Origin of the sequence: Janthinobacterium sp. GMG1 (genome assembly GCF_034427795.1) — a bacterium.
In the GTDB taxonomy this organism is placed as follows: Bacteria; Pseudomonadota; Gammaproteobacteria; order Burkholderiales; family Burkholderiaceae_D; genus Janthinobacterium.
The window spans coordinates 654288-678958 of record NZ_JAXQNT010000001.1; the positions used below are offsets into that span (position 1 = coordinate 654288).

The following is a 24671-nucleotide window of genomic DNA, read 5'->3' on the forward strand; positions in this document are numbered from 1 at the left end:
TGATGAGGCGGATACTGGTCACGGGAGCGACGGGCGGCTTGGGGCGCAATGCCGTGCGCACCCTGCTGGCGCAGGGCGTGGAAGTGCGCGCCACCGGCCGCAACGCCGCCGTGGGCCGCGAACTGGAACGCATGGGCGCGCAATTCGTGGCGCTTGATCTGGCACAGGCATCGCCGCGCCAGGTCGATGAGCTGGTGCGCGGCATGGACACCGTCTGGCACTGCGCCGCGCTGTCGTCGCCCTGGGGCGCGGAGCGCGACTTCATCGCCGCCAACGTCACGGCCACGGCGCAGCTGCTGCGCGCGGCTGCCAGCCTGCACGTGGCGCGCTTCGTGCACATCTCCACGCCAGCCATCTATTTCGATTACCGCAACCACCTCGACGTGCCGGAAACCTTCCGTCCCGACGCCTTCGTCAACGCGTATGCGCGCAGCAAGGCGATGGCGGAAAAACTGGTGCAGGATTGCGTCGACCGCCATCGCGGCATGACGTGCGTGATCCTGCGCCCGCGCGCCATCTTCGGCCCGCATGACCAGGTCCTGATTCCGCGCCTGGCGCGGGTGCTGGAACAGCGCGGTGGCAAGCTGCCCCTGCCCAACGGCGGCGCGGCCACCATCGACATCACCTATGTCGACAATGTCGTGCATGCGATGTGGCTGGCCACCGTGCACAAGACCATCGCGTCCGGCGCCGCCTTCAACATCACGAATGGCGAACCGGCGCGCCTGTGCGACATCTTGCGCACCCTGTTCTGCGAGCATCTGCAGCAGCCGTTCGAAATCGTCAGTGTGCCGTATCGCGTGCTGGCGGTGGTGGCGCGCCTGATGCAGTTCGCCTCGCGCTTTACCCGCCGCGAACCATCGCTGACGCCCTACAGCATCGGCGCGCTCAGTTTCGACATGACGCTCGATAATGCCAAGGCGCGCAAGGTGCTCGGCTACCGTCCCATCGTCAGCCTGCAGGAAGGCATCGCGCTGACGGCGCAGTGGATGCGCCAGGAAGCGGCGGCGCACAAGGTGGGCAAGGAGCGCAATGGCTAGCATCACCGCGTTTCGCGTCGGCCACTGCACCCATCCTTCGTGCATGGTCTTGAAAGGCAGCGGGCTGGCCAGCCGCTGCTTCCCCTCGCGCGCCTACCTGATCGAGACGCGCGCGGGCCTGTACCTGTGGGACACCGGCTACGCCGAACACTTCCGCGCCGCCACGTCGAAGGGCGTGTACCGGATGTACGCGTGGGTGACGCCGATTTTCTTCGATGAGAATGAGTCCCTGCAGGGCCAGCTGCGCGCGCATGGCGTGTCGCCCGGCGACATCCATACCTTGCTGCTGTCGCACTTCCACGCCGACCATATCGCCGGTCTGCGCGACTTTCCCGGCGCGCGGCTGATGGCTTCCAAAACGGGTTGGGACGCCGTGCGGGGATTGTCCGGCGTGGCCGCCGTGCGCCAGGCCTTCGTGCCCGAACTGCTGCCGAACGATATTGCGGATCGATTGAGCTTTGTCGACAGCGTGCCCGAGACGGCCTTGCCTGCGGCCCTGCTGCCATTCACGCACGGGCGCGACGTCAGCGGCACGGGCGAGATCTACATCGTCGACTTGCCCGGCCACGCCGTCGGCCATCTGGGCGCCTTCGTGCTGCAGGATGGCGGCTGGACCCTGCTGGCGTCCGACGCGGCCTGGGTGCCGGAAAGTTTCCAGCAGCTGCGCGGCCCGTCGGAACTGTCTTTCATCATCCAGCACAAGCGCGCGCCGTACTACGCCACCCTGAACCGCCTGCACCAGTTGCACCAGTCCGGCAATGCGCAGATCCGCATCACGCATGAAGATACTGTCGATTATTTGCCTGTGGCGGGCCGCCCGTGAAGCGTCTTGTCTGGCTCTTGCTGTCGTACTGGCGCACGCGCCGCCTGCGCTTCACAAGCCGCGCGCAGCTCGACGCCTACCAGCAACAGCAGCTGGCCCGTTTCATCGATACCCTGTGCCAGCGCAGCGCTTACTTCGCCCCATACCGCAAGCTGCCCCTGGCGCAGTGGCCGACGATGAACAAGGCGCTGATGCTCGAGCATTTCGACGCCATGAACACGGCAGGAATCACGTTGGCGCAGGCGATGGACGCGGCCATGGCGGCCGAGCATAGCCGCGACTTCACGCCGGCCGTCGGCGACATCACCGTGGGGCTGTCGTCGGGCACCTCGTCGCGGCGCGCCGTGTTTACCGTCAGCCCGCGCGAAAAGGCCCAATGGGCGGGCGTGATGCTGGCCAAGGCGCTGCCCGACGGCCTGTTTTCCGGCGAGCGGGTCGCGCTGTTCCTGCGCGCGAACAGCAATCTGTACACGGCCGTGCGTTCGCCGTGGCTGACCTTTGCGTTTTACGATCTGTTCCAGCCCTTCGACGCCTTGTGCGCGCAACTGGCGCAGTATCAACCTTCCGTGATCGTCGCACCCGCGCAAGTGCTGCGCCAGCTGGCCTTGCGCGTCATCGATGGCAGCCTGGCGCTGGCGCCGAAAAAAGTCATCTCGGTGGCCGAAGTGCTGGAAGCCCAGGACCGGGCGCTGATCGTGCAGGCGTTTGGCGCCGTGCATGAAATCTACCAGGCCACCGAGGGTTTCCTTGCCAGCAGCTGCGAACACGGCGTGCTGCATTTGAACGAGGAATACGTGCACATCGAGCCGCAGTGGCTCGACGCTGAACAACGTCGCTTCGTGCCCGTGATTACGGACTTCACGCGCATTACGCAGCCCATCGTGCGCTACCGCCTGGACGACATCCTGATCGCGCGCGCCACGCCATGCCCGTGTGGCCGCGCCACGCGCGCCATCGACGGCATCGAAGGGCGCTGCGACGACATGCTGCTGCTTCCCTCCGCGCGCGGCGGCGCCCCCGTCGCCGTGTTTGCCGATGTGCTGACGCGGGCCTTCGCGCAAGCCTTGCCGCCGGACGCCGACTACCGCCTGGCGCAAGCGGGCGAAGCGGCCTTGCAGCTGCATGCGGCCCTGGACGATGCCGGCCTGGCCGCCCTGCGCGCGCACCTGGCAATGGTGCTGCAGGGCCTGGGCGTGGCCGTCGATGGCCTGGCCTGGACGACGAGCGCCGAACTGCCTCCCTTTGACCCCACCATGAAACGGCGCCGCATCCGGCGCCTTGCCACCGCATGAACCCTTCTTCCATGACCGTACGCGGCCGCCTGCTGCATTTGCTGGCCGGCTGGGGCAGCGTCGGCCTCGTGTATTTTTCCAGCGACTTGCTGCAAGGACAGGGGGTACTGCTGCCGGAAACGGCGCTGGATCGCGCCATTCCCTACACGGATGCCGCCATCTGGCTATACCTGTCGTTCTTTATCCTGATCCCCTACGCCTACCTGGCGGCCGATGCGGCCCGCGTGCGCTGGCTGGCGCGCGCCATGGCGCTTTCCGCCGTCATGTGCGGCGTGGTCTTCCTGCTGTATCCGACCACGCTCGCCTACCCGCCCGTGGGCGACGGCAGCGCCTGGAGCACGCAGGCGCTGCGCATGCTGCAGGCGGCGGACTCCACGCAAAACTGCCTGCCGTCGCTGCATGGCGCCCTGACCTTGCTGTGCGTGTGGGCCTTGTGCGACAAACGCCAGCTGCTGCGCTCCACGCTGGCCGTGGTGCTGGGCGTGGCCATCTGCTACGCCATCATCGCGCTGCGCCGGCACGTGAGCATCGACCTGGCCGCCGGCCTGGCTGTCGGCATCGCCGGCGGCATGCTGGCGAAAATGCAGGTATCCTTGGCTGCCCGCCGCGCCGTTTCCATCAAAACCGCACCATGATGAATCCATTTGCCCTGTCGTTCCTGATCATGCTGGCCTTCGTGCTGGCCGAACTGCTGATCCTGAAATGGGTGCGCAAGACACCCGTGCCGTGGAAGGACGTGATCTTCAACCTCAATTCCGGCCATATCCTGATGTGGGTATTTCGCGGCGTGGAAGTGGCCGCGTTTGCCCTGCTGCTGCGCCATGTGAACCTGCACCTCGTCGATCAGTGGCCCGTGGTGGCGCAATGGGTGTTCGCTTTTTTTGCCTGGGACCTGTGCTTTTACTGGATGCACCGGCTGCACCATAAAATCCCCTTGCTGTGGGCCGTGCATGTGGTGCACCACCAGGGCGAGCATTTCAACCTGTCGCTGGGCGTGCGCAATTCCTGGTATTCGTCGCTGACGAATTTCCCCTTCATCGCCATCCTGGCCGTGCTGGGCGTGCCGCTGGAAATCTTCCTTGTCGTCTCGTCCCTGCATTACACGGTGCAGCTCTACAACCACAATGCATTGGTCAAAAAATCCGGCATCCTCGATAGCTTCATGGTGACGCCGTCGCATCACCGCGTGCACCACGGCACGGACAAGCGCTATATCAACCGCAATTTCGGCGGTACCTTGTTGATCTGGGACAAACTCTTCGGCAGCTTTCAGCCCGAACTCGAGGGCGTGGAAATGCGCTATGGCGTGAAGGGCATGACGCCAACGCACAACCCGCTGTTGGCCAGCAACGGCAAACTATTTACCTGGCTGCGCGCGCGCTTTCCCCACTGGCAGTCGCGCGGCACTTTCGAGGTGCCCGAGCTGTTCATCGGCATCGGCGGCGTGATCCTGTTTGGCCTGGTGATCCATTACGTCAACCACGAAGCGGTACTGGCGGGCGCGCAGCAAGTCATCCTGTTCGCGCTGATCTTCGGTGGCACCCTGGCGCTGGGCGGCTTGTCCGATGCGCGGCGCTGGGGCGCCATCGCCTGGGTGGCCATCGCGCTGGCCATGCCTGCCCTGTATCTGGGCTGGTATGGCGCGCGCGATGCGTGGGGGATGGTGTTTTTGACCGCACTGCTGGCGCATGGCCTCGACGGCGCGCGCCGCCTGTGGTGGCCGGCGGCAGCGGGGACGCGCGCGTGACGCAGCCTGTACCTTCGTTGCCGCCGCTGCGCTTCCGGCCCGCACGCGATTCCGCCTTCCGCCGCGAATTGCGCGCACGCGCCGACGCCTACCTCGCCAGCGAAGGACGGCACCGCTTCGGCGACTGGCGCCTGCATGCGAAAACCGCCTTCCTGGCCGCCCTGACGGTGGGGCTGTATGCGCTGGCCTTGAACGCTGGCAGCACCTGGCCGTTTGTCGCCAGCTATGTGGCTTGCCTGGTCGCGGCCATGGCGCTGGCCATGAATACCCTGCACGATGCGGCCCACAGCGCCATCTTCCGCCAGGGAGCCTGGAACCGCGTGCTGATCCGCCTGGTGGGTTTGCCCGTGGGCGTGGATACGGATTTCTGGACCATCCGCCACGTGCATTTCCATCACACGTATGCCAACGTGGAAGGCTATGACCTCGACACGGAACCGAACCCCTTCCTGCGCCAGACGCCTTTTCAACGCTGGTCGCCGCAATACCGCTACCAGTACCTGTATTGGCCCGTGGTGGCGGCGCTGTCGCTGCCGTATCTGAACTGGTATGGCGACTGGCTGGACCGCTTCGGCAAGACGCCCGTGGCCGCGCACAGCCGTTTGCAGGGCTGGCGCGGCTGGCTGTCGTTCCTGGGCTGGAAGCTGGGCCATGTGGCGCTGGTGCTGGCGCTGCCCATGTGGGTGCTGCAGCAGCACGGCATCGGCTGGGGCGTGGTGCTGGGTGCGTATTTTGTGGGCCAGATGATCGCCTCGTGCGCGCTGGTGGCGCTGATCCTGGGCACGCACTGGGCCGAAGTCGAGTTTTTCCAGCCTGGCGCGGACGGTACGCTGCCGCACGACTGGTATCAGCACACGTTTTACACGTCTTGCGACTGGACGCCGCAGCCGCGCCGCCTGCGCTGGCTCGGTTACTGGCTCGGCGGCTTGAATCTGCACCTGACGCACCACCTGTTCCCCACCTGGAATCACCGCCACTACCCGGCGCTGGCGCGCATCCTGGCCGAACTGGCGCCATGCCACGGTCTCGTGTACCGCGAACTCGGTTACGGCCAGCTGCACGCTTCGCAGCAGCAATTCCTGCGCGCCATGGGCCGCCCGCCCGCACAGTCTTGACGAATCGCGCTTGACTCGGTTTCCGTTCCGTCTTACATTTCTGTAACGACAGAAATAAGAGAAAATCATGGAACTGAGTCCGACCACGCAGAAATATATTTTGCACTGGGGCGAGATGGGCACGCGCTGGGGCGTCAACCGCACGGTGGCGCAAATCCACGCGCTGCTGTTCCTGGCGAATGAACCGCTGACGGCGGAAGACATCGCGGCCAGCCTGAACGTGGCCCGCTCGAATGTCAGCAACAGCCTGAAGGAATTGCAAAGCTGGGGCCTGGCGCGCATCACGCACGTGATGGGGGACCGGCGCGACCACTTCGTCGCCCTGCAGGATGTGTGGGAAATCTTCCGCGTCATCATGGAAGAGCGCAAGCGGCGCGAGATCGATCCCACGCTGACGGTGCTGCGTGAATGCGCGATCGAGGGCGAACACGATGCGGCCATTCCACCGGCGACGCTCGAGCGCATGGGCGAAGTGCTGGCGTTTTTGGAAATGCTCAGCTCCACCTACAGCGACTACAAAAACCTGCCGCCGGCGACCCTGCAGCGCATGTTGTCGATGGGCGGCAAGGTGGCCAAGTTCCTCAGCCCGGAAGACAAGCCTGGCAAGCGCGCAAAATCATGAACGGCCCGTCCGAAGGAGAGCTGTTCAGGAAGGTGATGGGCAAGCAGTGGCTGACCCTGCACCCGGACATCCGCCGCCGCTTCGAGAAAAATCCCGCGCCGGGCCAGCCTTTGTACTACCGGGGCGAACTGCGTGAACTTACCAGCTCGCGCTTGGGGAAGTTCCTCGGCTGGCTGACGCGCCCCTTCATCGATGGCGCCCTGATCCCGTATGACGACGCGGATTTCCCCGTCGATATCGAAGTCTATTCGCGCCCCGGCTGCCCCTTCATCTTCAAGCAGCGCACCTACCGCCTGCATGGCCGCGCGCCGATCCGCTTCACCTCCTACATGGCGGAAAGCGCGAAGGGCGAAGTGCTCGAATACGTGGGCATGGGCCTGGGCATGAAGCTGGTGCTGCACGTGGAGGATGGCAATCTGTACTTCACCAGCGATGGCTATTTTTGGGATCTTTTTGGCTGGCGCATGCCGCTGCCCGGCGTACTCACGCCCGGCAAGACCTATCTGTGCCACCGCAATGAGACGCCGCAGCAGTTCAATATCCGCATCGAGATTCGCCACGTCCTGTTCGGCACCACGTTCACCCAGGCGGGCGTGTTCCGCGAATCGGCCGCGCCGGAAATCAAGGAGACACCATGAATACGCATTTGCTGGCCCTGCAACTGATGGCGGCGCAAGGCTGCCTGGGCGCCTTCGATACCATCTACCACCATGAAATCACGGAGGCGCTGCCGCAAAAGGCGTCGGCGCGCCTCGAATTGACGATCCATGCCACGCGCGCCCTGATCTACAGCCTGCTGTTCGTCGGCCTGGCAGCCTGGGAGTGGCATGGCGCCTGGGCCTGGGTGCTGGTGATTGTGTTTGGCGTGGAAATCGTGCTGACCCTGTGGGATTTTGTTGTGGAAGATCAAACCCGCCTCCTGCCCGCCACGGAGCGGGTCACGCATACGGTGCTGGCGATTAACGCGGGCGCCTTCATCGCCCTGTTGGCCCTGAACAGCAGCCAGTGGGCCAGCTTGCCGATGGCCCTCGTGTGGCAGCCGTATGGCTGGCTCAGCGTCTTCCTCGCCCTGTGCGGCGTGGGCGTGGGCTTGTCCGGCCTGCGCGACGCGTATGCCGTGTGGCAGCTGGGACGGCGCAAGGTGCAGGAGACGGCAGAGCAAGAGGAGCACCTGCGCTTTGCCGCCGCGCCGCAGTCCGTGCTGGTGACGGGTGCCACGGGTTTCATCGGCCAGCAGTTAGTCAGCGCCTTGCTGGCCGACGGCCATGCGGTGACGGTGCTGACGCGCCAGCCGAAACAGGCCGCGTGGACCTTTAATGGCCAGGTGCGCTGCATCCAGTCGTTCGACGAATTGGCGGATGCGCAGCGCATCGACATGGTGGTCAACCTGGCCGGTGCGCGCATCGTCGGCAAGCGCTGGACGGACGCGCGCAAGGCGGCCCTGCGCCGCAGCAGAGTGGCGCTGACGCAGGACCTGGTGGCGTGGATCGCCCGCGCGCAGCACAAGCCACGGGTGCTGCTGTCGGCATCGGCCATCGGTTACTACGGCGTGCAGCCGCAGGGCGATCCGACGCAATTGGCTGAAGACAGCGCGCCGCAGCCTATCTTCATGTCGCAGCTGTGCCAGGAGTGGGAAGCGGCCGCGCGCCAGGCGGAGCAATTTGGCGTGCAGGTGGGCTGCATGCGCTTTGGCCTCGTCTTCGGCCACCAGGGTTCGCTGCCGCAGATGCTGCTGCCGATACGCTTCGGCGTGGGCGGCCCGCTGGGCAGCGGCAAGCAGTGGGTCACGTGGGTGCATGTGCGCGACGTGATCCGCGGCATCGCCCACCTGGCGCGCCGCAGCGAAGCACAGGCAGTGGGCGGCGCGTATAACTTCTGCGCGCCGGAAGCCATCGCGCAGCGTCGCTTCGCCCAGGTGGCGGGCGCCGTGCTGCACCGCCCCAGCGTCATGCCCACGCCGGCCTTCCTCATGCGCGCCTTGCTGGGCGAGCAGGCGGACTTGCTGGTGGAAGGCCAAAGGGTCGCGCCGCGCCGTTTGCTGGCCGACGGCTTTGTCTTCCGCTATCCGCAGCTGGAAGGAGCGCTGCGCAGCCTGTAGCCTGGCGTAGAATGGGCCATTGGGATGCCTTGGAGCACAATCTATGCCCCGCTTCAGCCATACGATAGACAGCCATGTTTACCAGTTCGCCAGCCTGAAAGAGCTGCTGGCGAAGGCCACGCCGCCCCGTTCGGGCGATGTGCTGGCCGGTATGGCGGCATCGAACGCGCGCGAGCGGGTGGCGGCGCAGCTGGCGCTGGCCGACGTACCGCTGTCATTGTTCCTCAACGAGGCGCTGGTACCATACGAAGACGATGAAGTCACGCGCCTGATCATCGATAGCCATGATCGCGCCGCGTTTTCCCCCATCGCCCACCTGTGCGTGGGCGACTTTCGCGACTGGCTGCTCGATGACGCAACGGATACGCAAACGCTGGCGCGCGTCGCCGCCGGCATCACGCCGGAAATGGCGGCCGCCGTCTCAAAAATCATGCGCCTGCAGGATCTGGTGCTGGTGGCCCGCAAGTGCCAGGTCGTCACGGCCTTTCGCAATACCCAGGGCCTGGCGAGCCGTCTGTCCACGCGACTGCAGCCGAATCATCCGACGGACGACGCCACGGGGATTGCCGCCTCCATCCTCGATGGCCTGCTGCTGGGCAGCGGCGACGCCGTGATCGGCATCAATCCGGCCACCGACAATGTGGCGCAGGTGGTCTCGCTGCTGCACCTGCTCGACGCCGTCATTGATCAATATCAGATTCCCACCCAGTCATGCGTGCTCACGCACATCACCAATACCATCGAGGCGATACGCCGCGGCGCGCCCGTCGACCTGGTGTTCCAGTCGGTGGCGGGCACGCAGGCGGCCAACCGCAGCTTCGGCATCGACCTGGCGCTGCTGGCTGAGGGCCAGGCGGCGGCGCTGTCGCTGGGGCGCGGCACGGTGGGCAACAACGTCATGTATTTCGAGACGGGCCAGGGCAGCGCGCTGTCGGCCGGCGCCCACCACGGCATGGACCAGCAGACGTGCGAGGCGCGCGCGTATGCGGTGGCGCGCGCGTATCAACCGCTGCTGGTCAATTCCGTCGTCGGTTTCATCGGCCCCGAGTACCTGTATGACGGCAAGCAGATCATGCGCGCGGGGCTGGAAGACCATTTCTGCGCCAAGCTGCTTGGGCTGCCCATGGGCTGCGACGTGTGCTACACCAACCATGCGGAAGCGGACCAGGACGACATGGATGCCTTGCTGACCATGCTGGGCGTGGCCGGCTGCAATTTCATCATGGGCGTGCCGGGCGCGGACGACATCATGCTCGGCTACCAGAGCACCTCGTTCCACGACGCGCTGTATGCGCGCCGCGTGCTGGGCCTGCGCCCGGCGCCCGAATTCGCAGCCTGGCTGGCGCGCATGCGGATCACGGATGCGCAGGGCCGCTTGAACGAAGCGCTGGCGCCGGCCTTCCAGGCGGCCCTGCTGCGCCTGGACGACTAGGAGGACGCATGGACGAAACCAACCCTTGGCAGGCGCTGCGCGCGCATACGGCAGCGCGCATTGCGTTGGGACGGTGCGGCGTCAGCGTGCCGACCAAGGCGCAGCTGGCGTTCCAGCTGGCCCACGCGCAGGCGCGCGACGCCGTGCACCTGGAACTCGATGGCGAGGTCCTGGCGCGCGCCTTGGCCGCGCAGGGGCAAGGCTGCGTGCCGCTGCACAGCGAGGCCGCCACGCGCGCCGAGTATCTGCAACGGCCCGACCTTGGGCGCCGGCTGGACGATGCTTCACGCGCACGGCTGGCCGGAGGTAGCAAGGGAGTCGACCTGGCGCTGGTGGCGGCCGATGGCCTGTCGGCGCTGGCGATACAACGCCACGCGGCGCCGTTCCTGGCCGCCTTGCGCGAGCGACTGGCGCGGGAAGCGTGGACGCTGTCGCCGCTGCACATCGTGGCGCAGGGACGGGTGGCCATCGGTGACGAGGTGGGGCAATTGCTGCAGGCGAAGGCCGTGCTGGTGCTGATCGGCGAGCGGCCGGGCCTCAGTTCCCCGGACAGCCTGGGCCTGTACCTGACGTGGGCGCCCAAGGTGGGGCTGCTGGACGAGCGCCGCAACTGCATTTCGAATGTGCGCCCCGAGGGGCTGGCGTATGCGCAGGCGGCATACCGGCTGCACTACCTGCTGTCGCAGGCGTTCAGCCGGCAGTTGTCGGGCGTGGCATTGAAGGATGAAACGGTGGAAGAGGGCGCGGCCCTGGCGGGCACGCGCAACTTCCTGCTGGAATGATCAGACTTCGCGGATTTCGTCCAGCGGCCAGCGCGGGCGCACATTGAACGAGTAATCGTGCTTGGCGGCGTCGGGATTGATCTGCAGGCGCATGGCGCCGGCAAAGGCGATCATGGCGCCGTTATCGGTACAGAATTCCAGCTCCGGGTAATACACTTTAAAACGCTTCTTGGCGGCGGCCGCGTTGAGCGAGGCGCGCAGTTGCGCGTTGGCGCCCACGCCGCCGGCGATCACCAGGCGTTTCAAGCCCGTGTGCTTGAGGGCAGCCACGCATTTGGCCGTCAGCACGTCGACGATGGCGTCGACGAAGCCGCGCGCGATATTCGCCTTGTCCTGTTCGCAGATGTTCGCGATGACTTTTTCTTCATGGTTCTTGACCACCGTCAGCACGGCCGTTTTCAAACCGGAGAAACTGAAATTGAAATCCTTCGAGTGCAGCATCGGGCGTGGCAGTTTATACGCGAGCGGGTCGCCGAATTCGGCCAGGCGCGAAATGGCGGGGCCGCCAGGATAACCGAGTCCCAGCAGCTTGGCCGACTTGTCGAACGCTTCGCCGGCCGCATCATCAAGCGTTTCGCCCAGCATCGTGTACTGGCCCACGCCATCGACGCGCATCAGCTGCGTATGGCCGCCCGACACCAGCAGGGCGATGAAGGGGAATTCCGGCGGCTCGGACGCCAGCAATGGCGACAGCAGATGGCCTTCCAGGTGATGGATGCCCAGCACCGGCTTGTTGATGGCCAAGCCCAGGCTGCAGGCGACCGAGGAACCGACCAGCAGCGCGCCGGCCAGGCCGGGACCCTGCGTGTAGGCGATGGCGTCGATTTCGGGCAGGGTGATGCCGGCCTTGGTCAGCGTTTCTTCCAGCAGCGGGATGGCGCGGCGGATATGGTCGCGCGACGCCAGTTCCGGCACCACGCCGCCATATTGTTCGTGCATGGCGACTTGCGAATAGAGGGCGTGCGACAGCAGGCCGCGTTGCGTGTCGTACAAGGCCAGGCCGGTTTCGTCACAGGAGGATTCGACGCCAAGAACAATCATGAAGGTGCTAAATAGGGAGGAGTAATCCGCCATTGTAAAGGAAAGCCGGCCAGTCCACCGTGCGGCCGGCGCACCATTTCGGCGGCAGTGTGCACTTGCGCAGTGCGCCGCGGTGCCGTTTTTCCCGGATGTCGGTCATTTTTCGCCTGCATCGGCACTGGCACCGCTCTTGCTTAGACAGGCGTGTGCCTTTCTCAAGGGAGCTAGCGATGTCGGAACAATGGAAAATGATTTGCCGCCTGAAGGATATGCCGCTGGCGGGCGCGCGCATGGTGCAGCGGGGACTGGCGTGGCAGGACTTGCCGGGCGTGGCGCTATTCCGCGCGACGGACGATACGGTGTATGCGCTGCTCGACACGGTGCCTTGCCTGGGCGGCCCGCTGGCGCAAGGGGTGCTGATGGAGAAAAACCTGATGGGGCCGAAGAACAGCTGGATCATCGAGCTCGATTCGGGCCGTCTGGTGGCGCCCGTGCAGGGCATGGCGCGCACGTACGCCGTGCGCATCCTGGACGGGCGCATCTACCTGGACGTCAATGAACTCAATATCCCGGCCAGCAAGGCGGAACAGGCACTGGCGGGATCGTACGCCGTGCTGCCGCATGTGCAGATGGCATAGGTGTTTGGGGTCAGACCCTCAATGCCGCTAACGCCAGGTTCAGCGCCAACGCAAGAGGGGGTCTGACTCCAGCTGTTTACTTTGGGCGGTTCAGCAGGTGCGCATGTGCGTCGCGCAGCATGGTGGCCGTCGTGTCCCAGTCGATGCAGCCGTCGGTGACGGAGCAGCCGTAGGTCAGTTGCGACAGGTCTTGCGGGATCTTCTGGTTGCCGCTGACGATGTTCGATTCGATCATCACGCCCACCAGCGAGCGGTTGCCCTGGCGGATCTGGTTGACCACGTCGGCCATCACCAGCGGCTGCAGTTCCGGCTTCTTGTAGCTGTTCGCGTGCGAGCAGTCGACCACAAGGTTGGCGGGCAGCTTGGCCTTGGCCAGCGCCTGTTCGGCGATGGCGATCGAGACCGAATCGTAGTTCGGGCGGCCGTCGCCGCCGCGCAGCACGACGTGGCCATACGCGTTGCCGCGCGTGCGCACGATGGCGACGTTGCCTTCGCCGTTGATGCCCAGGAAAGAGTGCGGGTGCGCCGACGACAGGATGGCGTTGACGGCGATGCTGATGTCGCCATCGGTGCCGTTCTTGAAGCCGACTGGCGTCGACAGGCCCGACGACATTTCGCGGTGCGTCTGCGATTCCGTCGTGCGTGCGCCGATGGCGGTCCAGGCGATCAGGTCGCCCAGGTACTGCGGCGAGATCGGGTCCAGCGCTTCGGTGGCGGTGGGCAGGCCCAGTTCGCACACGTCGAGCAGGAACTGGCGCGCCTTTTCCATGCCTTCGTTGACCTTGAACGAGTCGTCCATGTACGGGTCGTTGATATAGCCCTTCCAGCCCGTGGTGGTACGCGGTTTTTCGAAATACACGCGCATCACCAGCAGCATCGTGTCCTTGACTTCCTCTTGCAGCGCTTTCAGGCGGCGCGCGTAATCGAGGCCGGCGACGGGGTCGTGGATCGAGCACGGACCGACGACGACGAACAGGCGCTGGTCCTTGCGGTCGATGATGTTGCGCAGCGCTTCGCGGCCGCGGCTGACGGTGTCGAAGGCGCTTTCCGACAGGGGCAGCTTGGCGTGCAGTTCGGCCGGTGTCGGCATGGGCGCGAAGGAGGTGACGTTGATATTTTCGATGTCTGGCGTATTCATGATTCTGGCTCGGCTTTCGCTATTGCGTTCTTTAAGAGGCAATAGTGTAGCGGAAATGCGGCCTGGCGGCGGGGATGGGGCCAAAACGGGAATGCATCAGTTGTTTTTATGGCAGTGCCGGCGCGCCACCGGCCCCTTGCTGCCGGACGCTCAATGACCGCCGCCCAGGCTGGCGCCAACGCCGTAGCGGGCGATGCGCTGGTCGTTGCCAGCCAGCTCGGGCGGCCGGGGGAGGCCGGGATGGCGCCGCACGTGCGCGAGGATGGCGCTTTCGTGCTGGCGTATCTGTGCGTCCAGGCAGGCGATTTGCCGGCCCAGCAGGGCGTGCAGCGCCTGCTGGCCAGCCCGCAAGTGCGCATCGAGGCGCGCCGATTCCTGCTGGCGCACGCCTTGCATGGCGTGCAGGCGGCGCAGCCACAGGCGCAGTTCCACGTAGGCGGGCGAAGGCGGCGTCCACCGTGCGGGGCGCCTGTGCTGGCAGTAGTTGGCCAGCACCACGGCGCTGTGCGCCGCGTCTCCGGGCAAGCCATGGCCACGCAGATAGTCTTCCAGCTGCGCGGGCTGGGCGTCGCAGACCAGCATGCCCATCTCGGCCAGCATGCGGGCTGGCGCTTCGCTGTACGGCATATCGAGGCGCATGCAGACGCGCAAGCCCATGACGGGCACGTCGTTCCTTTGCAGCCAGCTGCGCAGCCAGCGGTAGCCGGCCACGTCGTTTTCCAGCACCTTGCACAGCATTTCGCCGCCCGAAAGCAGCACGGCTTTCAGCTGCAGCTTGCTCGTTTCGATGCCGACGAAGGCAGTTTCCTGTTTGACCGCGTGTTCCATGATGAGTTCCCCCTGTGCAGTCTTATACGCAGCGGTGGCGCCTCTGGATGCAGGCGCGCAGAAAATTCGTGAAAATAGCTGGAAAGACTGTTGCATCGGCGCCTATGGCATCCGCCAGCCTCTCTGCAAGGGGAAAATTCCGTGTAAGCTGGCGCCATGACGACTGTATCCATCCCCCATACCGATGTGGCCGGTGAGCCATTCCCCGCAGCACGTTTCATCAAAGAAATAGGACGCGGCAAGAACGGCGCGCGCAGCATGACGCGTGATGATGCCCGCGCCCTGTACCGCGCCATGCTCGAGGGCCGCGTGTCGGACTTGGAACTGGGCGGTATTTTGTTGTCGATGCGCATCAAGGGCGAATCGGTCGACGAAATCGCCGGCTTCCTCGACGCCGCCGAAGCATCGTTCAGCCCGCTGGCCGCGCCGGCCGGCGAATTTGCCCCGATCATCATTCCCAGCTACAACGGCGCCCGCAAGATGGCCAACCTGACGGCCTTGCTGGCGCTGCTGCTGGCGCGCGCCGGGGCACCCGTGCTCGTGCATGGCGTGAGCAGCGATCCGGGCCGTATCACGACGGCCGAAGTGCTGGCCGCGCTGGGTGTGCCCGCTTCGCTCGACCATGCGCAAGCCGAAGCCGCCATGGCGCGCGGGCAAGCGGCCTTCCTGCCTATCGAAGCGCTGGCGCCGCGCCTGGCGCACATGCTGTCGTTGCGGCGCGTGTTGGGCGTGCGCAATTCCACGCATACCCTGGTGAAAATCATGCAGCCGTTCGCCGGTCCCGCCCTGCGCCTGGTGTCGTATACGCATCCGGAATATCTGGAAATGCTTGGTGAATATTTCCTGACGGCATCTCCGGCAGGGCGCGGCGACGCTTTCCTGATGCGCGGCACGGAAGGCGAAACGGTGGCCAACGCCAACAAGGCGCAGCAGATCGACTGGTTCCACGGGAGCGAACGCACGGTGCTGGTGGAAAAGCAGTTGCTTGTCGAAGAGTTGCCGCATTTGCCGACCGAGCGCGATGCCACCACCACGGCCGCCTGGATCGCCGCCGTGCTGCGCGGCGAGGTGCCCGTGCCGCCATCGATCGCCGAACAGGTGGCGCAATGCCTGATGGCATCGCGGCAGATTGCAGCACGGCCGCGCTAGCCGCGTCGCCGCAGTTTACAATGGCGTCTTTGTAATCAGCGGTGACCGGAATTCTTATGGCAAAACAATTTGATGTGGCAGTGATCGGCGCGGGCGCGGCCGGCATGATGTGTGCGGCTGTTGCCGCCCAGCAAGGCAAGCGCGTGGTGTTGATCGATCACGCGGCCAAGCTGGCCGAAAAGATCCGCATCTCGGGTGGTGGGCGGTGTAATTTCACCAATATTAACGCCACCCCGCAAAATTTTCTCTCGGAAAACCCGCATTTCTGCAAGAGTGCACTGTCGCGCTACACGCCGCAGGATTTCCTCGCGCTGGTGAAAAAATACCGGATCGGCTACCACGAGAAGCACAAGGGCCAGCAATTCTGCAATGAATCGGCCGAGCAGATCATCGAGATGCTCAAGGACGAGTGCGCCGCTGGGGGCGTGCACTGGCGCATGCCGTGCAAGATCGACAATGTTGTCCAGCAAGATGACGGTGGCTTCGTGCTGCAGACCGATAGCGGCGACATCGAGACGGCCAGCATCGTCATCGCCACGGGCGGCCTGTCGATCCCGAAGATCGGCGCCACGGATTTTGCCTACCGCATCGCCAAACAATTCGACTTGACGATGGTCGAACCGCGTCCGGCCCTGGTGCCGCTGACGTTCGATGCGACCAGCTGGGCGCCGTTCGCGGAATTGTCCGGCATCGCGCTGGAAGTGGATGTGGAAACGGGCAGCCTGAAAGGCCGCAAGGCAACGGGCGCGCGTTTCCGCGAAGATTTGCTGTTCACGCATCGCGGCCTGTCGGGTCCGGCAATTTTGCAGATTTCCAGCTACTGGCTGCCGGGCGAACCCATCGTCATCAATCTGCTGCCGGAAGTGGACGTGGCGCAGACCTTGATTGAAGGCAAGGGCACCCTGAAGAAGCAGCTGGGCAATATCGTCGCGCAATGGCTGCCGCAGCGCCTGGCCGACTGCCTGCTGGCCGTCAACGGCCTGGCGCCGGACGCGCGCATCGCCGATATGCCGGACGCGCAGCTGCGCAAGCTGGGGCTAGCCATCAATGCCTGGTCCATCGTGCCGAACGGTTCCGAAGGCTACCGCAAGGCCGAAGTGACGCGCGGCGGCATCGACACGCGCGAACTGTCGCAGCAGACCATGATGGCCAACAAGGTACCTGGCCTGTATTTCATCGGTGAAGCGGTCGACGTGACGGGCTGGCTGGGCGGCTACAACTTCCAGTGGGCCTGGGCTTCCGGCGTGGCGGCAGGTATTGCCTTGCAGTAAGCAAGTCTGTAGGATGGGGTTCTGGCGCCCGGTGCGCCGGTCCCGGTGCGTGGTTTACGCCACATTCCGGCAGCGACCGCAGGCTGCATGCCGCACGCAAGTGGGGGAGGGGCTTCCCTTTCCGAATAAAAGCTGCTACTATCTATCTCTTCCTATACACCACCTCAACGGTTTGAATTTTACATGACCACTATTCGCCTTAAAGAAAACGAGCCGTTCGAAGTCGCAATGCGTCGCTTCAAACGCACCATCGAAAAAACGGGTCTGCTGACCGAATTGCGCGCACGCGAATTCTACGAAAAGCCAACAGCTGAGCGCAAGCGCAAGCTGGCAGCTGCTGTAAAGCGTCATTACAAACGCATCCGCAGCCAACAACTGCCGAAAAAATTATTCTAAGACTGTTCAGTCAGAACCAACCCGGGTAGTTCGGCGCATTGTTCGCCACGGGTTTTGTTTTGATTCGCCTGGAGTGATACTTCAGATGAGTCGCATACCCGCTCCGGTTCGCCGCAGCGGGTTTTCGCTTTTGTGGCCCGCTGATGCTAGCCGCGCACGAGCACCCACCTACTGACCAACGAGGATTGCCATGAGCTTGAAAGAACAAATTACCGAAGACATGAAAAATGCCATGCGCGCCAAGGAAGCGGGCAAGCTGGGCACGATTCGCCTGTTGCTGGCGGAAATCAAGCGCAAGGAAGTCGACGAGCGCATCGAATTGACGGATGCCCACGTGACGGCCATCGTGGAAAAGATGATCAAGCAGCGCAAGGATTCGATCACCCAGTTCGAAGCCGGTGGCCGTGCCGACCTGGCCGACATCGAAAAAGCCGAACTGGTGCACCTGGCGGGCTATATGCCTGCCGGCCTATCGGACGAAGAAGTGGCGGCCGAAGTGGCTGCCGCCGTGGCCGCCTCGGGCGCCGCCGGTCCGCAAGACATGGGCAAGGTCATGGCCATCGTCAAGCCGAAGCTGGCTGGCCGCGCCGACATGACGGTGGTGTCCGCTCTGGTCAAGAAAGCCTTGACGCCGGCAGCGTAAGCATACAATAGTAGCAAGGGCTGCCCGCCGTCGCGCTGGCAGCCTGTTAACAGCCCACACGTTGACCTGGCTCAACCTCAGGCCACGTGCGGTAGTATAGTCTGACCTATAACAAGACCCGCCCTAGCCAGTGATACCTCAATCCTTCATTTCCGATTTGCTCAACCGCGTCGATATCGTCGATGTCGTGGGCCGCTATGTGCAACTGAAAAAAGGTGGCGCCAATTTCATGGGCTTGTGCCCGTTCCACAGTGAAAAATCGCCCAGCTTTACCGTCAGCCCCACCAAGCAGTTCTATCACTGCTTCGGCTGTGGCGCGCATGGCACCTCGATCGGCTTCCTGATCGAGTACTCGGGCATGGGTTTTGTCGACGCCGTCAAGGACCTGGCGCAGAACGTGGGCATGGTCGTGCCGGAAGCGGACGACAAGATCCCGCCGGCCCAGCGCGCGCAGATCCAGGCGCAAAGCATGGCCTTGTCCGACGCCATGACGCAGGCCTGCGATTATTACCGTGGGCAATTGCGCCACGCGCCGGAAGCCATCGCCTACCTGAAGAACCGGGGCTTGACGGGCGAAGTGGCCGCTCGCTTCGGCATGGGTTTCGCGCCCGGCGGCTGGGACAATCTGCGTTCCGTCTTCCCCGATTACGACGTGGTGGCCCTGGCCGAAGCTGGCCTCGTGATCGACAAGGTCGATGAAGAGGGCAATAACCGTAAGCGCTACGACCGTTTCCGCGAACGCATCATGTTCCCGATTCGCAATACCAAGGGGCAAGTGATCGCCTTTGGTGGCCGCGTGCTCGACCATGGCGAACCGAAATACCTGAACTCGCCGGAAACCCCCTTGTTTTCCAAGGGATTCGAACTATATGGGCTGTTCGAGGCGCGCCAGGCTATCCGTGACGCCGGCTACGTGCTGGTGACGGAAGGCTATATGGATGTGGTTGCCTTGGCGCAAATGGGTTTCCCGCAAGCAGTAGCCACCTTGGGCACGGCGTGCACGCCCACCCACGTGCAAAAACTGCTGCGCCAGACGGATAACGTGATTTTCAGCTTCGACGGCGACAAGGCCGGCCGCCGCGCCGCCCGCCGCGCGCTGGAAGCGAGCCTGGCCCACGTGTCGGACAATAAAACCATCAAATTCCTGTTCCTGCCGTCGGAACACGATCCGGATAGCTATATCCGCGAATTCGGCGCCGAAGGGTTTGAACAGCAAGTGCATGAAGCCATGCCGCTGTCGCAGTTCTTGCTGAAGGAAGTGTCGGGCGAGCATGATCTGTCGGAACCGGAAGGGCGCGCCCGCGTGCAGTTCGACGCCAAGCCGCTGCTGCAACTGATGGCGCCGTCGTCTTTGCGCCTGCAGATCGTGCGCGGGCTGGCCCAGCTGACGCAGTCCACGCCGGCCGAGATCGAAGCCCTGTTCGAGCTGGCGAAACCGGTTGCCGTGGCGCGCCGCGCGCCGCCGAAATCAGGCCGCCCCGTGCCTGTCGGTCTGGAATTGAAGATCATGCGCATGCTGGTGGCGCATCCGCCGCTGACGATGCGCATCGACGAGGCCGCCTTGGCCGCCTTCCAGCACCTGGGGCCGGATGCCGCGCACAGCCTGGGGCAGCTGGTGGCCGTGGGCCAGGCCTTGGGCGAGCACGGCAGTTTTGCCGCGCTGGCGCAGCAGTTGAAGGAGCTGGGCAGCGAATACGACGAGATCATCGGCGAGATAGCGGCCGGCACGGAATCCGATTACGACAGCGAATTGTCTTGGCTGGTGAGCACCATCCGCGAGATCAAATTGAATGCCTTGAAGGCGGAATTGCAGCAATTGTTTGCGTCGGGTTTGCCATCCGAGAAAATTGGTGTACGCTACCGCGAAATCATGCAGGAGCAGGGGGCGCTGGAACGCGAACGCGATGCCGAGTTAGTGAATCGCTAACCTTGTCTTGAGGGTATGGCGCGCACTGGAAAAACATTTTTCGCGTGCTATAATTAAATGCTAAGTATTGTGTGCTTTGGCAAGCTAGTTCTGTTTCGTAAATAGTATTTGTTTTCAGTAAGTTAGGCTCTTGATCGGCGCGGTGGATCGTGTCGGCAGCCAGGGCCAACTGGCGTTTTCGGCGTTGCGGGCAAGGCTCGCAGACGCTGGCAAGCCGCGCCAGGCTCTCGCTCCCAACGCGGTCGATGCAGGAATTTTTGCCGAGACGGCTGGCAACAGCCGGTGGACAGGAATTGCTGCGCTTCCCGCGGATCGTGGCCGATGAGGTGTAAGTAACGTAACAGTGTCGAATTTGCGTAGTCGGCAGGTTCGAAGATGGTGGTTCCCGCAGGTAGACAGGGAACTGGCAGCAAACTTTATCCTAATCCACCGTAAAGCAAGTCGTTGTGTAATCGAAAGCGCCTGTGCCAATCAAGAAACCCGAATCCAAAGCGGCTGTAAAGCCCACTAAAGTTACCACGAAAGCCGAAAAGGCGCTCGACCGGCCAGAAGCGCGCGTCACCAGCGCGCCCGTGGTCAGCCAGACCACCGACGCTGCCACCCTGGCGGCGATCGATACGTCCGGTTATGTCTTGCCGTCGGTAAAAGTGCCAGGCCGCCGCGGCCGCAAGCCAAAAGAATTCCAGCCAGAAAATGATGAAGTCGCCGCCCTGAACGCCGTCGAGCGGGCCGAACTGAAGGCCGTCGACAAGGCCAAGGCCAAGGACCGCAAGGCGAAAGAGCGCGCGCTGCTGAAGGATGCGTTCTCGTCCGACACGGAAGCGAGCGAGGAAGAACTCGAGCGCCGGCGCCAGAAACTCAAGACACTGATCAAGTTCGGCAAGGAACGCGGTTTCCTGACCTACGCGGAAATCAACGATCACTTGCCCGAAAACATCGTCGATCCGGAAGCCATCGAAGGCATCATCGGTACCTTCAATGACATGGGTATCGCCGTCTACGAGCACGCGCCCGATGCGGAAACGTTGTTGCTGTCCGATAACGTTGCCGTCGTCACCAGCGATGACGAGGCGGAAGCGGCAGCCGAGGCGGCATTGTCGACCGTCGACTCCGATTTCGGCCGCACCACCGATCCCGTGCGCATGTACATGCGCGAAATGGGCTCGGTCGAGTTGCTGACGCGCGAAGGCGAGATCGAGATTGCCAAGCGCATTGAAGATGGCTTGAAAGACATGATCCAGGCCATTTCCGCCTGTCCCGTGACGATCGCCGAGATCATCGCCGCCGCCGACCGCATCGCCAACGAAGAGATCAAGATCGACGAAATCGTCGACGGCCTCGTCGATGAAAACGAGCCGGTCGCCGCAGCCCCTGTCGTGGCCGCACCCGTCGAAGAAGACGAGGAAGAAGGCGAAGCGGAAGAGGAGGAAGTCGAAGAAGAGGAAGAGGCGAGCGCTTCCGGTGCGGCCGGTTTCTCGGCTGAACAGCTGGAAACCCTGAAACGCACGGCGCTGGAAAAATTCGCCATCATTTCGCAGCAATTCGACAAGATGCGCCGCGCCTTCGAGAAAGAAGGCTACAACTCGAAACCCTATGCCAAGGCGCAGGAAGCCATTTCGCAAGAGTTGCTGGGCATCCGCTTCACGGCCAAGGTCGTGGAAAAGCTGTGCGACACCCTGCGCGGCCAGGTCGACGAAGTGCGCCATATCGAGAAGCAGATCCTCGACGTGGCCGTGAACCGCTGCGGCATGCCGCGCGCCCACTTCATCAAGGTCTTCCCGGGCAATGAAACCAACCTCGACTGGGTCGATGGCGAAGTCAACGCAGGACACGCGTACAGTGCCATCCTGGGCCGCAACATTCCGACCGTCAAGGAACTGCAGCAGCGCCTGATCGACCTGCAGGCGAGGGTCGTCTTGCCGCTGCCGGACTTGCGCAACATCAACCGCCAGATGGCGGCCGGTGAAATGAAGGCGCGCAAGGCCAAGCGTGAAATGACGGAGGCCAACTTGCGCCTGGTCATTTCGATCGCCAAGAAATACACGAACCGCGGCCTGCAATTCCTCGATTTGATCCAGGAAGGCAATATCGGCCTGATGAAGGCCGTCGACAAGTTTGAGTACCGCCGCGGCTACAAGTTCTCGACGTATGCCACCTGGTGGATACGCCAGGCCATCACGCGCTCGATCGCCGACCAGGCGCGCACGATCCGCATTCCCGTGCACATGATCGAGACGATCAACAAGATGAACCGCATCTCTCGCCAGATCCTGCAGGAAACGGGCGCGGAACCCGATCCGGCCACCCTGGCGATCAAGATGGAAATGCCCGAGGACAAGATCCGCAAGATCATGAAAATCGCCAAGGAACCGATCTCGATGGAAACGCCGATCGGCGACGACGACGATTCCCACCTGGGCGACTTCATCGAGGACAACAACACCCTGGCACCGGCCGACGCGGCCCTGCACGCGTCCATGCGCGGCGTGGTCAAGGACGTGCTCGATTCCCTGACACCACGCGAAGCGAAAGTGCTGCGCATGCGTTTCGGCATTGAGATGTCCACCGACCACACGCTGGAAGAAGTGGGCAAGCAATTTGACGTGACGCGCGAGCGCATCCGCCAGATCGAAGCCAAGGCGCTGCGCAAGCTGCGCCACCCATCGCGCTCCGACAAGCTGAAAAGCTTCTTGGAAGGCAACTAGAAGCCAATAGGGCTTGACGTGCGCCCGTGATACCCCTATCCTCGCGTGTCCGTTTCCAAAACGGCCGCGCGAGGCGGGCATCAACAGCGCCGCCCCGCCGCAGTCCCCCTTGGGCCTCTAGCTCATGCTTGGTTAGAGCAGCGGACTCATAATCCGTTGGTGCCGTGTTCGACTCACGGGAGGCCCACCAGAATTTGCAGCAATAGAATGAGCCCCGGCGGGTGACTGCTGGGGCTTTTTTTATGCGCGAAACAATCATCGCAAGATTTTGTCGTTCGGATAGGCTAGCTGGCTTTGTCGCTATTTTCATTTTTAAAGCGGTATGGAGCACGTAATAAGCATTGCATACTTTGTCTGCCGTTTAATCTTGTATTCGCTTGAGTACGTCACAGGCCATCTTCGTTGTTCAATGCGGATATGATTGAGCTTGTGTCTGAATGGCAGACTTGAGGTAGTTCGGGTTTTCAGGACAGTTAATTAAGCACACGAAAGTGTGCTTCCACTTGCGCTGGCGTTTGGTAGCCCAAGGTTTGATGTAGCCTGCCGCGATTGTAATACATCCCGATATAGTCATTGACCACCGCCCTCGCTTCTTCTCGGGATGCAAACAGACGATCATGCATCACTTCGTTCTTTAGATTGGAAAAGAAACTTTCGGCGACAGCATTATCATGGCAATTGCCTTTACGGCTCATACTCGCCAGCACACCGTGTTTTTTGCAGTAATTCACGGTAATCATTGCACCCATAAACCGTGCCTTGATCACTGTGGAAAATCAGTCCTGAGCAGGGCTGCCGCTGAGCCAATGCCATGTTCAACGCCGCCATCGGCAGTGCCGCCGCTTGGGTGGAATTCATGGCCCAGCCGACCACCCAACGTGCAAACAAATCGAGTACGATGGCCAGATGGATCCATCCTTCTCTCGTACGCAAGGAGGTAATGTCGCCCACCCAAATTTTGTTAGGGGCATCGACCTGAAAGGCGCGCTTGACCAGATCGGGCGCTGGGGGCTGCACACGCTCTTTCGCGTGCATGACGCGAAAGCGTTTCATGCGGGTCGTTTGAATGTCTTCCAGTTTGCGCAGCCTGATCACGCGATGCTTCCCACATTGGATGCCTTCGGCCTTAAGCAAATGCCACATCTTCACCCCCCCAGGGGCCCAGCGATGCGCTGTATTGATGGCGACGATTTTGGCACGCAAAGCCAAGTCCTGCTGGCTGCGTAAGCTTGGCCTAGCCTTTTTGAAGGCGTAGTACAGGCTGCGGCTGGTATCAAGCACACGACATAGCGACTTGACTGAAAACTCGCTGCGGTGCGCATCAATGACAGCGTACTTCACTTCTTTAGGCGAGTTAAGTACGCATCTAACTTTTTTAAGATGGCCAGCTCCTCCTGGGCACTGGCAAGGTCACGTCGTAACTGTTCGATTTCGCTCAGATTGCCAGTCGGTGGCCGGCCTGGCGAACGCAAGGTATCCTCCAAGGATTGCTCATCGAGCTTCTTCGCCCATTTATAGAGCTGGTTGCGACGCAGCCCTAGCTCTACCGCCAAATCAGTGGCGCTTTGATTGCCTGCGCGCAGCCGTGCTACCGCATCGCGCTTGAATGCATCTGTGAATGTGGCGCGCAACTTCAGTGTTGATTCCGGTGAAGTGGGAATGATCTCCCGCTTCGAAGGTAGTTGCTTCTTCTTCATGAGTATCCTCCAGGGCACATTGTCCCCTATTAGAATGTCCATGAAAACCGGACTAGCTCAACTTGACCCCGCACCGCCGCACCGGCTCTGGCAGGGCCATCATGGTTATTCAAGGGGAGGCTCTGTATGGATGGAGGAGATGCCATCATGGCTATTTAGGGTGCTAGTGGCTTGGTCTGAATGGCAGACTTGGATCCCTCTTCTCCTAATTAACAGCGGGGGGCTTGCAAACTTCGCAGGACGTGGCGTTGGAGTGCGTGTGCTGTGGTATTGGCAGGACACAGCAATATGGCGGCTATACAACGCTA

24 protein-coding genes and 1 tRNA gene are annotated in these 24671 nt (G+C 62.9%); 19 read left to right on the top strand and 6 right to left on the bottom strand.

All coding sequences use genetic code 11. From position 1 onward, the window contains the following. Positions 1–2 precede the first annotated feature (2 nt). The 11 genes from SJI03_RS03030 to eutC all read left to right on the top strand — a co-directional run bounded on the left by SJI03_RS03030 (position 3) and on the right by eutC (position 10951). Positions 3–1040, top strand: coding sequence for an NAD-dependent epimerase/dehydratase family protein (locus SJI03_RS03030; protein ID WP_322426203.1), 1038 nt, complete (start codon positions 3–5; stop codon positions 1038–1040). Next, complete coding sequence (locus SJI03_RS03035; RefSeq protein WP_322426204.1) at positions 1033–1863, top strand: MBL fold metallo-hydrolase; 831 nt, start codon at positions 1033–1035, stop codon at positions 1861–1863. Before SJI03_RS03030 ends, SJI03_RS03035 begins: the two co-directional genes overlap by 8 nt. Next, a complete protein-coding gene (locus SJI03_RS03040) occupies positions 1860–3155 on the top strand; it encodes a F390 synthetase-related protein (RefSeq protein ID WP_322426205.1) in 1296 nt (431 codons plus the stop codon). The genes SJI03_RS03035 and SJI03_RS03040 overlap by 4 nt, the downstream gene beginning before the upstream one ends. Continuing rightward, positions 3152–3790: a phosphatase PAP2 family protein gene (locus SJI03_RS03045; RefSeq protein WP_099376641.1), complete on the top strand. Its 639-nt coding sequence runs from the start codon at positions 3152–3154 to the stop codon at positions 3788–3790. Before SJI03_RS03040 ends, SJI03_RS03045 begins: the two co-directional genes overlap by 4 nt. After that, complete coding sequence (locus tag SJI03_RS03050; RefSeq protein WP_099376642.1) at positions 3787–4902, top strand: sterol desaturase family protein; 1116 nt, start codon at positions 3787–3789, stop codon at positions 4900–4902. Before SJI03_RS03045 ends, SJI03_RS03050 begins: the two co-directional genes overlap by 4 nt. Next, positions 4899–6017, top strand: a complete 1119-nt coding sequence (locus SJI03_RS03055) for a fatty acid desaturase family protein (protein WP_233516009.1) — start codon at positions 4899–4901, stop codon at positions 6015–6017. Before SJI03_RS03050 ends, SJI03_RS03055 begins: the two co-directional genes overlap by 4 nt. A 67-nt stretch (positions 6018–6084) precedes the next feature. Then, positions 6085–6639, top strand: a complete 555-nt coding sequence (locus tag SJI03_RS03060; RefSeq protein ID WP_046686150.1) for a GbsR/MarR family transcriptional regulator — start codon at positions 6085–6087, stop codon at positions 6637–6639. Then, positions 6636–7277, top strand: coding sequence for a DUF4166 domain-containing protein (locus tag SJI03_RS03065; protein ID WP_199534221.1), 642 nt, complete (start codon positions 6636–6638; stop codon positions 7275–7277). The genes SJI03_RS03060 and SJI03_RS03065 overlap by 4 nt, the downstream gene beginning before the upstream one ends. Continuing rightward, positions 7274–8737 carry a TIGR01777 family oxidoreductase gene (locus SJI03_RS03070; protein WP_322426206.1) on the top strand — a complete coding sequence of 488 codons (1464 nt, stop codon included), beginning with the start codon at positions 7274–7276 and terminating at the stop codon, positions 8735–8737. The genes SJI03_RS03065 and SJI03_RS03070 overlap by 4 nt, the downstream gene beginning before the upstream one ends. A gap of 43 nt (positions 8738–8780) precedes the next feature. Next, a complete protein-coding gene (locus SJI03_RS03075) occupies positions 8781–10169 on the top strand; it encodes an ethanolamine ammonia-lyase subunit EutB (RefSeq protein WP_322426207.1) in 1389 nt (462 codons plus the stop codon). 8 nt (positions 10170–10177) lie between these two features. Next, complete coding sequence (gene eutC, locus SJI03_RS03080) at positions 10178–10951, top strand: ethanolamine ammonia-lyase subunit EutC (RefSeq protein WP_322426208.1); 774 nt, start codon at positions 10178–10180, stop codon at positions 10949–10951. Here eutC and tsaD read toward each other — a convergent pair whose 3' ends face one another. Continuing rightward, positions 10952–11992 (bottom strand): tRNA (adenosine(37)-N6)-threonylcarbamoyltransferase complex transferase subunit TsaD, encoded by a 1041-nt coding sequence (gene tsaD / locus SJI03_RS03085; protein WP_035821911.1) that lies wholly within the window; start codon positions 11990–11992, stop codon positions 10952–10954. A 209-nt stretch (positions 11993–12201) separates the two neighbouring features. On the opposite strand from tsaD, the gene SJI03_RS03090 reads away from it, so the two are divergent. Further along, positions 12202–12609, top strand: coding sequence for a nitrite reductase (NAD(P)H) small subunit (locus SJI03_RS03090; RefSeq protein ID WP_158301084.1), 408 nt, complete (start codon positions 12202–12204; stop codon positions 12607–12609). 76 nt (positions 12610–12685) lie between these two features. Here SJI03_RS03090 and SJI03_RS03095 read toward each other — a convergent pair whose 3' ends face one another. Continuing rightward, complete coding sequence (locus SJI03_RS03095; protein WP_099376650.1) at positions 12686–13747, bottom strand: 3-deoxy-7-phosphoheptulonate synthase; 1062 nt, start codon at positions 13745–13747, stop codon at positions 12686–12688. 150 nt (positions 13748–13897) lie between these two features. Continuing rightward, positions 13898–14575, bottom strand: coding sequence for a hypothetical protein (locus SJI03_RS03100; protein WP_322426209.1), 678 nt, complete (start codon positions 14573–14575; stop codon positions 13898–13900). A 156-nt stretch (positions 14576–14731) separates the two neighbouring features. Between SJI03_RS03100 and ybiB the strand changes: the two genes are divergently transcribed. The 7 genes from ybiB to SJI03_RS03135 all read left to right on the top strand — a co-directional run bounded on the left by ybiB (position 14732) and on the right by SJI03_RS03135 (position 22856). Next, on the top strand, positions 14732–15724 hold the full coding sequence (gene ybiB, locus SJI03_RS03105) for a DNA-binding protein YbiB (RefSeq protein WP_322426210.1): 993 nt from the start codon (positions 14732–14734) through the stop codon (positions 15722–15724). A 56-nt stretch (positions 15725–15780) separates the two neighbouring features. Then, positions 15781–16995: an NAD(P)/FAD-dependent oxidoreductase gene (locus SJI03_RS03110; RefSeq protein ID WP_322426211.1), complete on the top strand. Its 1215-nt coding sequence runs from the start codon at positions 15781–15783 to the stop codon at positions 16993–16995. A 183-nt stretch (positions 16996–17178) separates the two neighbouring features. Next, positions 17179–17391 (top strand): 30S ribosomal protein S21, encoded by a 213-nt coding sequence (gene rpsU / locus SJI03_RS03115; protein WP_008451879.1) that lies wholly within the window; start codon positions 17179–17181, stop codon positions 17389–17391. 190 nt (positions 17392–17581) lie between these two features. Continuing rightward, complete coding sequence (locus SJI03_RS03120; RefSeq protein WP_058049818.1) at positions 17582–18034, top strand: GatB/YqeY domain-containing protein; 453 nt, start codon at positions 17582–17584, stop codon at positions 18032–18034. Between the two features lie 130 nt (positions 18035–18164). Next, positions 18165–19961 carry a DNA primase gene (dnaG, locus tag SJI03_RS03125; RefSeq protein WP_099376654.1) on the top strand — a complete coding sequence of 599 codons (1797 nt, stop codon included), beginning with the start codon at positions 18165–18167 and terminating at the stop codon, positions 19959–19961. 464 nt (positions 19962–20425) lie between these two features. Then, positions 20426–22666 carry an RNA polymerase sigma factor RpoD gene (gene rpoD / locus SJI03_RS03130; protein ID WP_034779848.1) on the top strand — a complete coding sequence of 747 codons (2241 nt, stop codon included), beginning with the start codon at positions 20426–20428 and terminating at the stop codon, positions 22664–22666. 111 nt (positions 22667–22777) lie between these two features. Further along, positions 22778–22856, top strand: a tRNA-Ile gene (locus SJI03_RS03135). A 283-nt stretch (positions 22857–23139) separates the two neighbouring features. Here the strand turns inward: SJI03_RS03135 and SJI03_RS03140 are convergent. The 3 genes from SJI03_RS03140 to SJI03_RS03150 are packed head-to-tail and all read right to left on the bottom strand — an operon-like array spanning position 23140 to position 24363. Beyond that, complete coding sequence (locus SJI03_RS03140) at positions 23140–23361, bottom strand: integrase core domain-containing protein (RefSeq protein WP_322426212.1); 222 nt, start codon at positions 23359–23361, stop codon at positions 23140–23142. Beyond that, complete coding sequence (locus SJI03_RS03145; protein WP_322426213.1) at positions 23351–24007, bottom strand: IS3 family transposase; 657 nt, start codon at positions 24005–24007, stop codon at positions 23351–23353. The genes SJI03_RS03140 and SJI03_RS03145 overlap by 11 nt, the downstream gene beginning before the upstream one ends. Then, positions 24004–24363, bottom strand: a complete 360-nt coding sequence (locus tag SJI03_RS03150) for a transposase (protein ID WP_322426214.1) — start codon at positions 24361–24363, stop codon at positions 24004–24006. The genes SJI03_RS03145 and SJI03_RS03150 overlap by 4 nt, the downstream gene beginning before the upstream one ends. Positions 24364–24671: the final 308 nt, after the last annotated feature.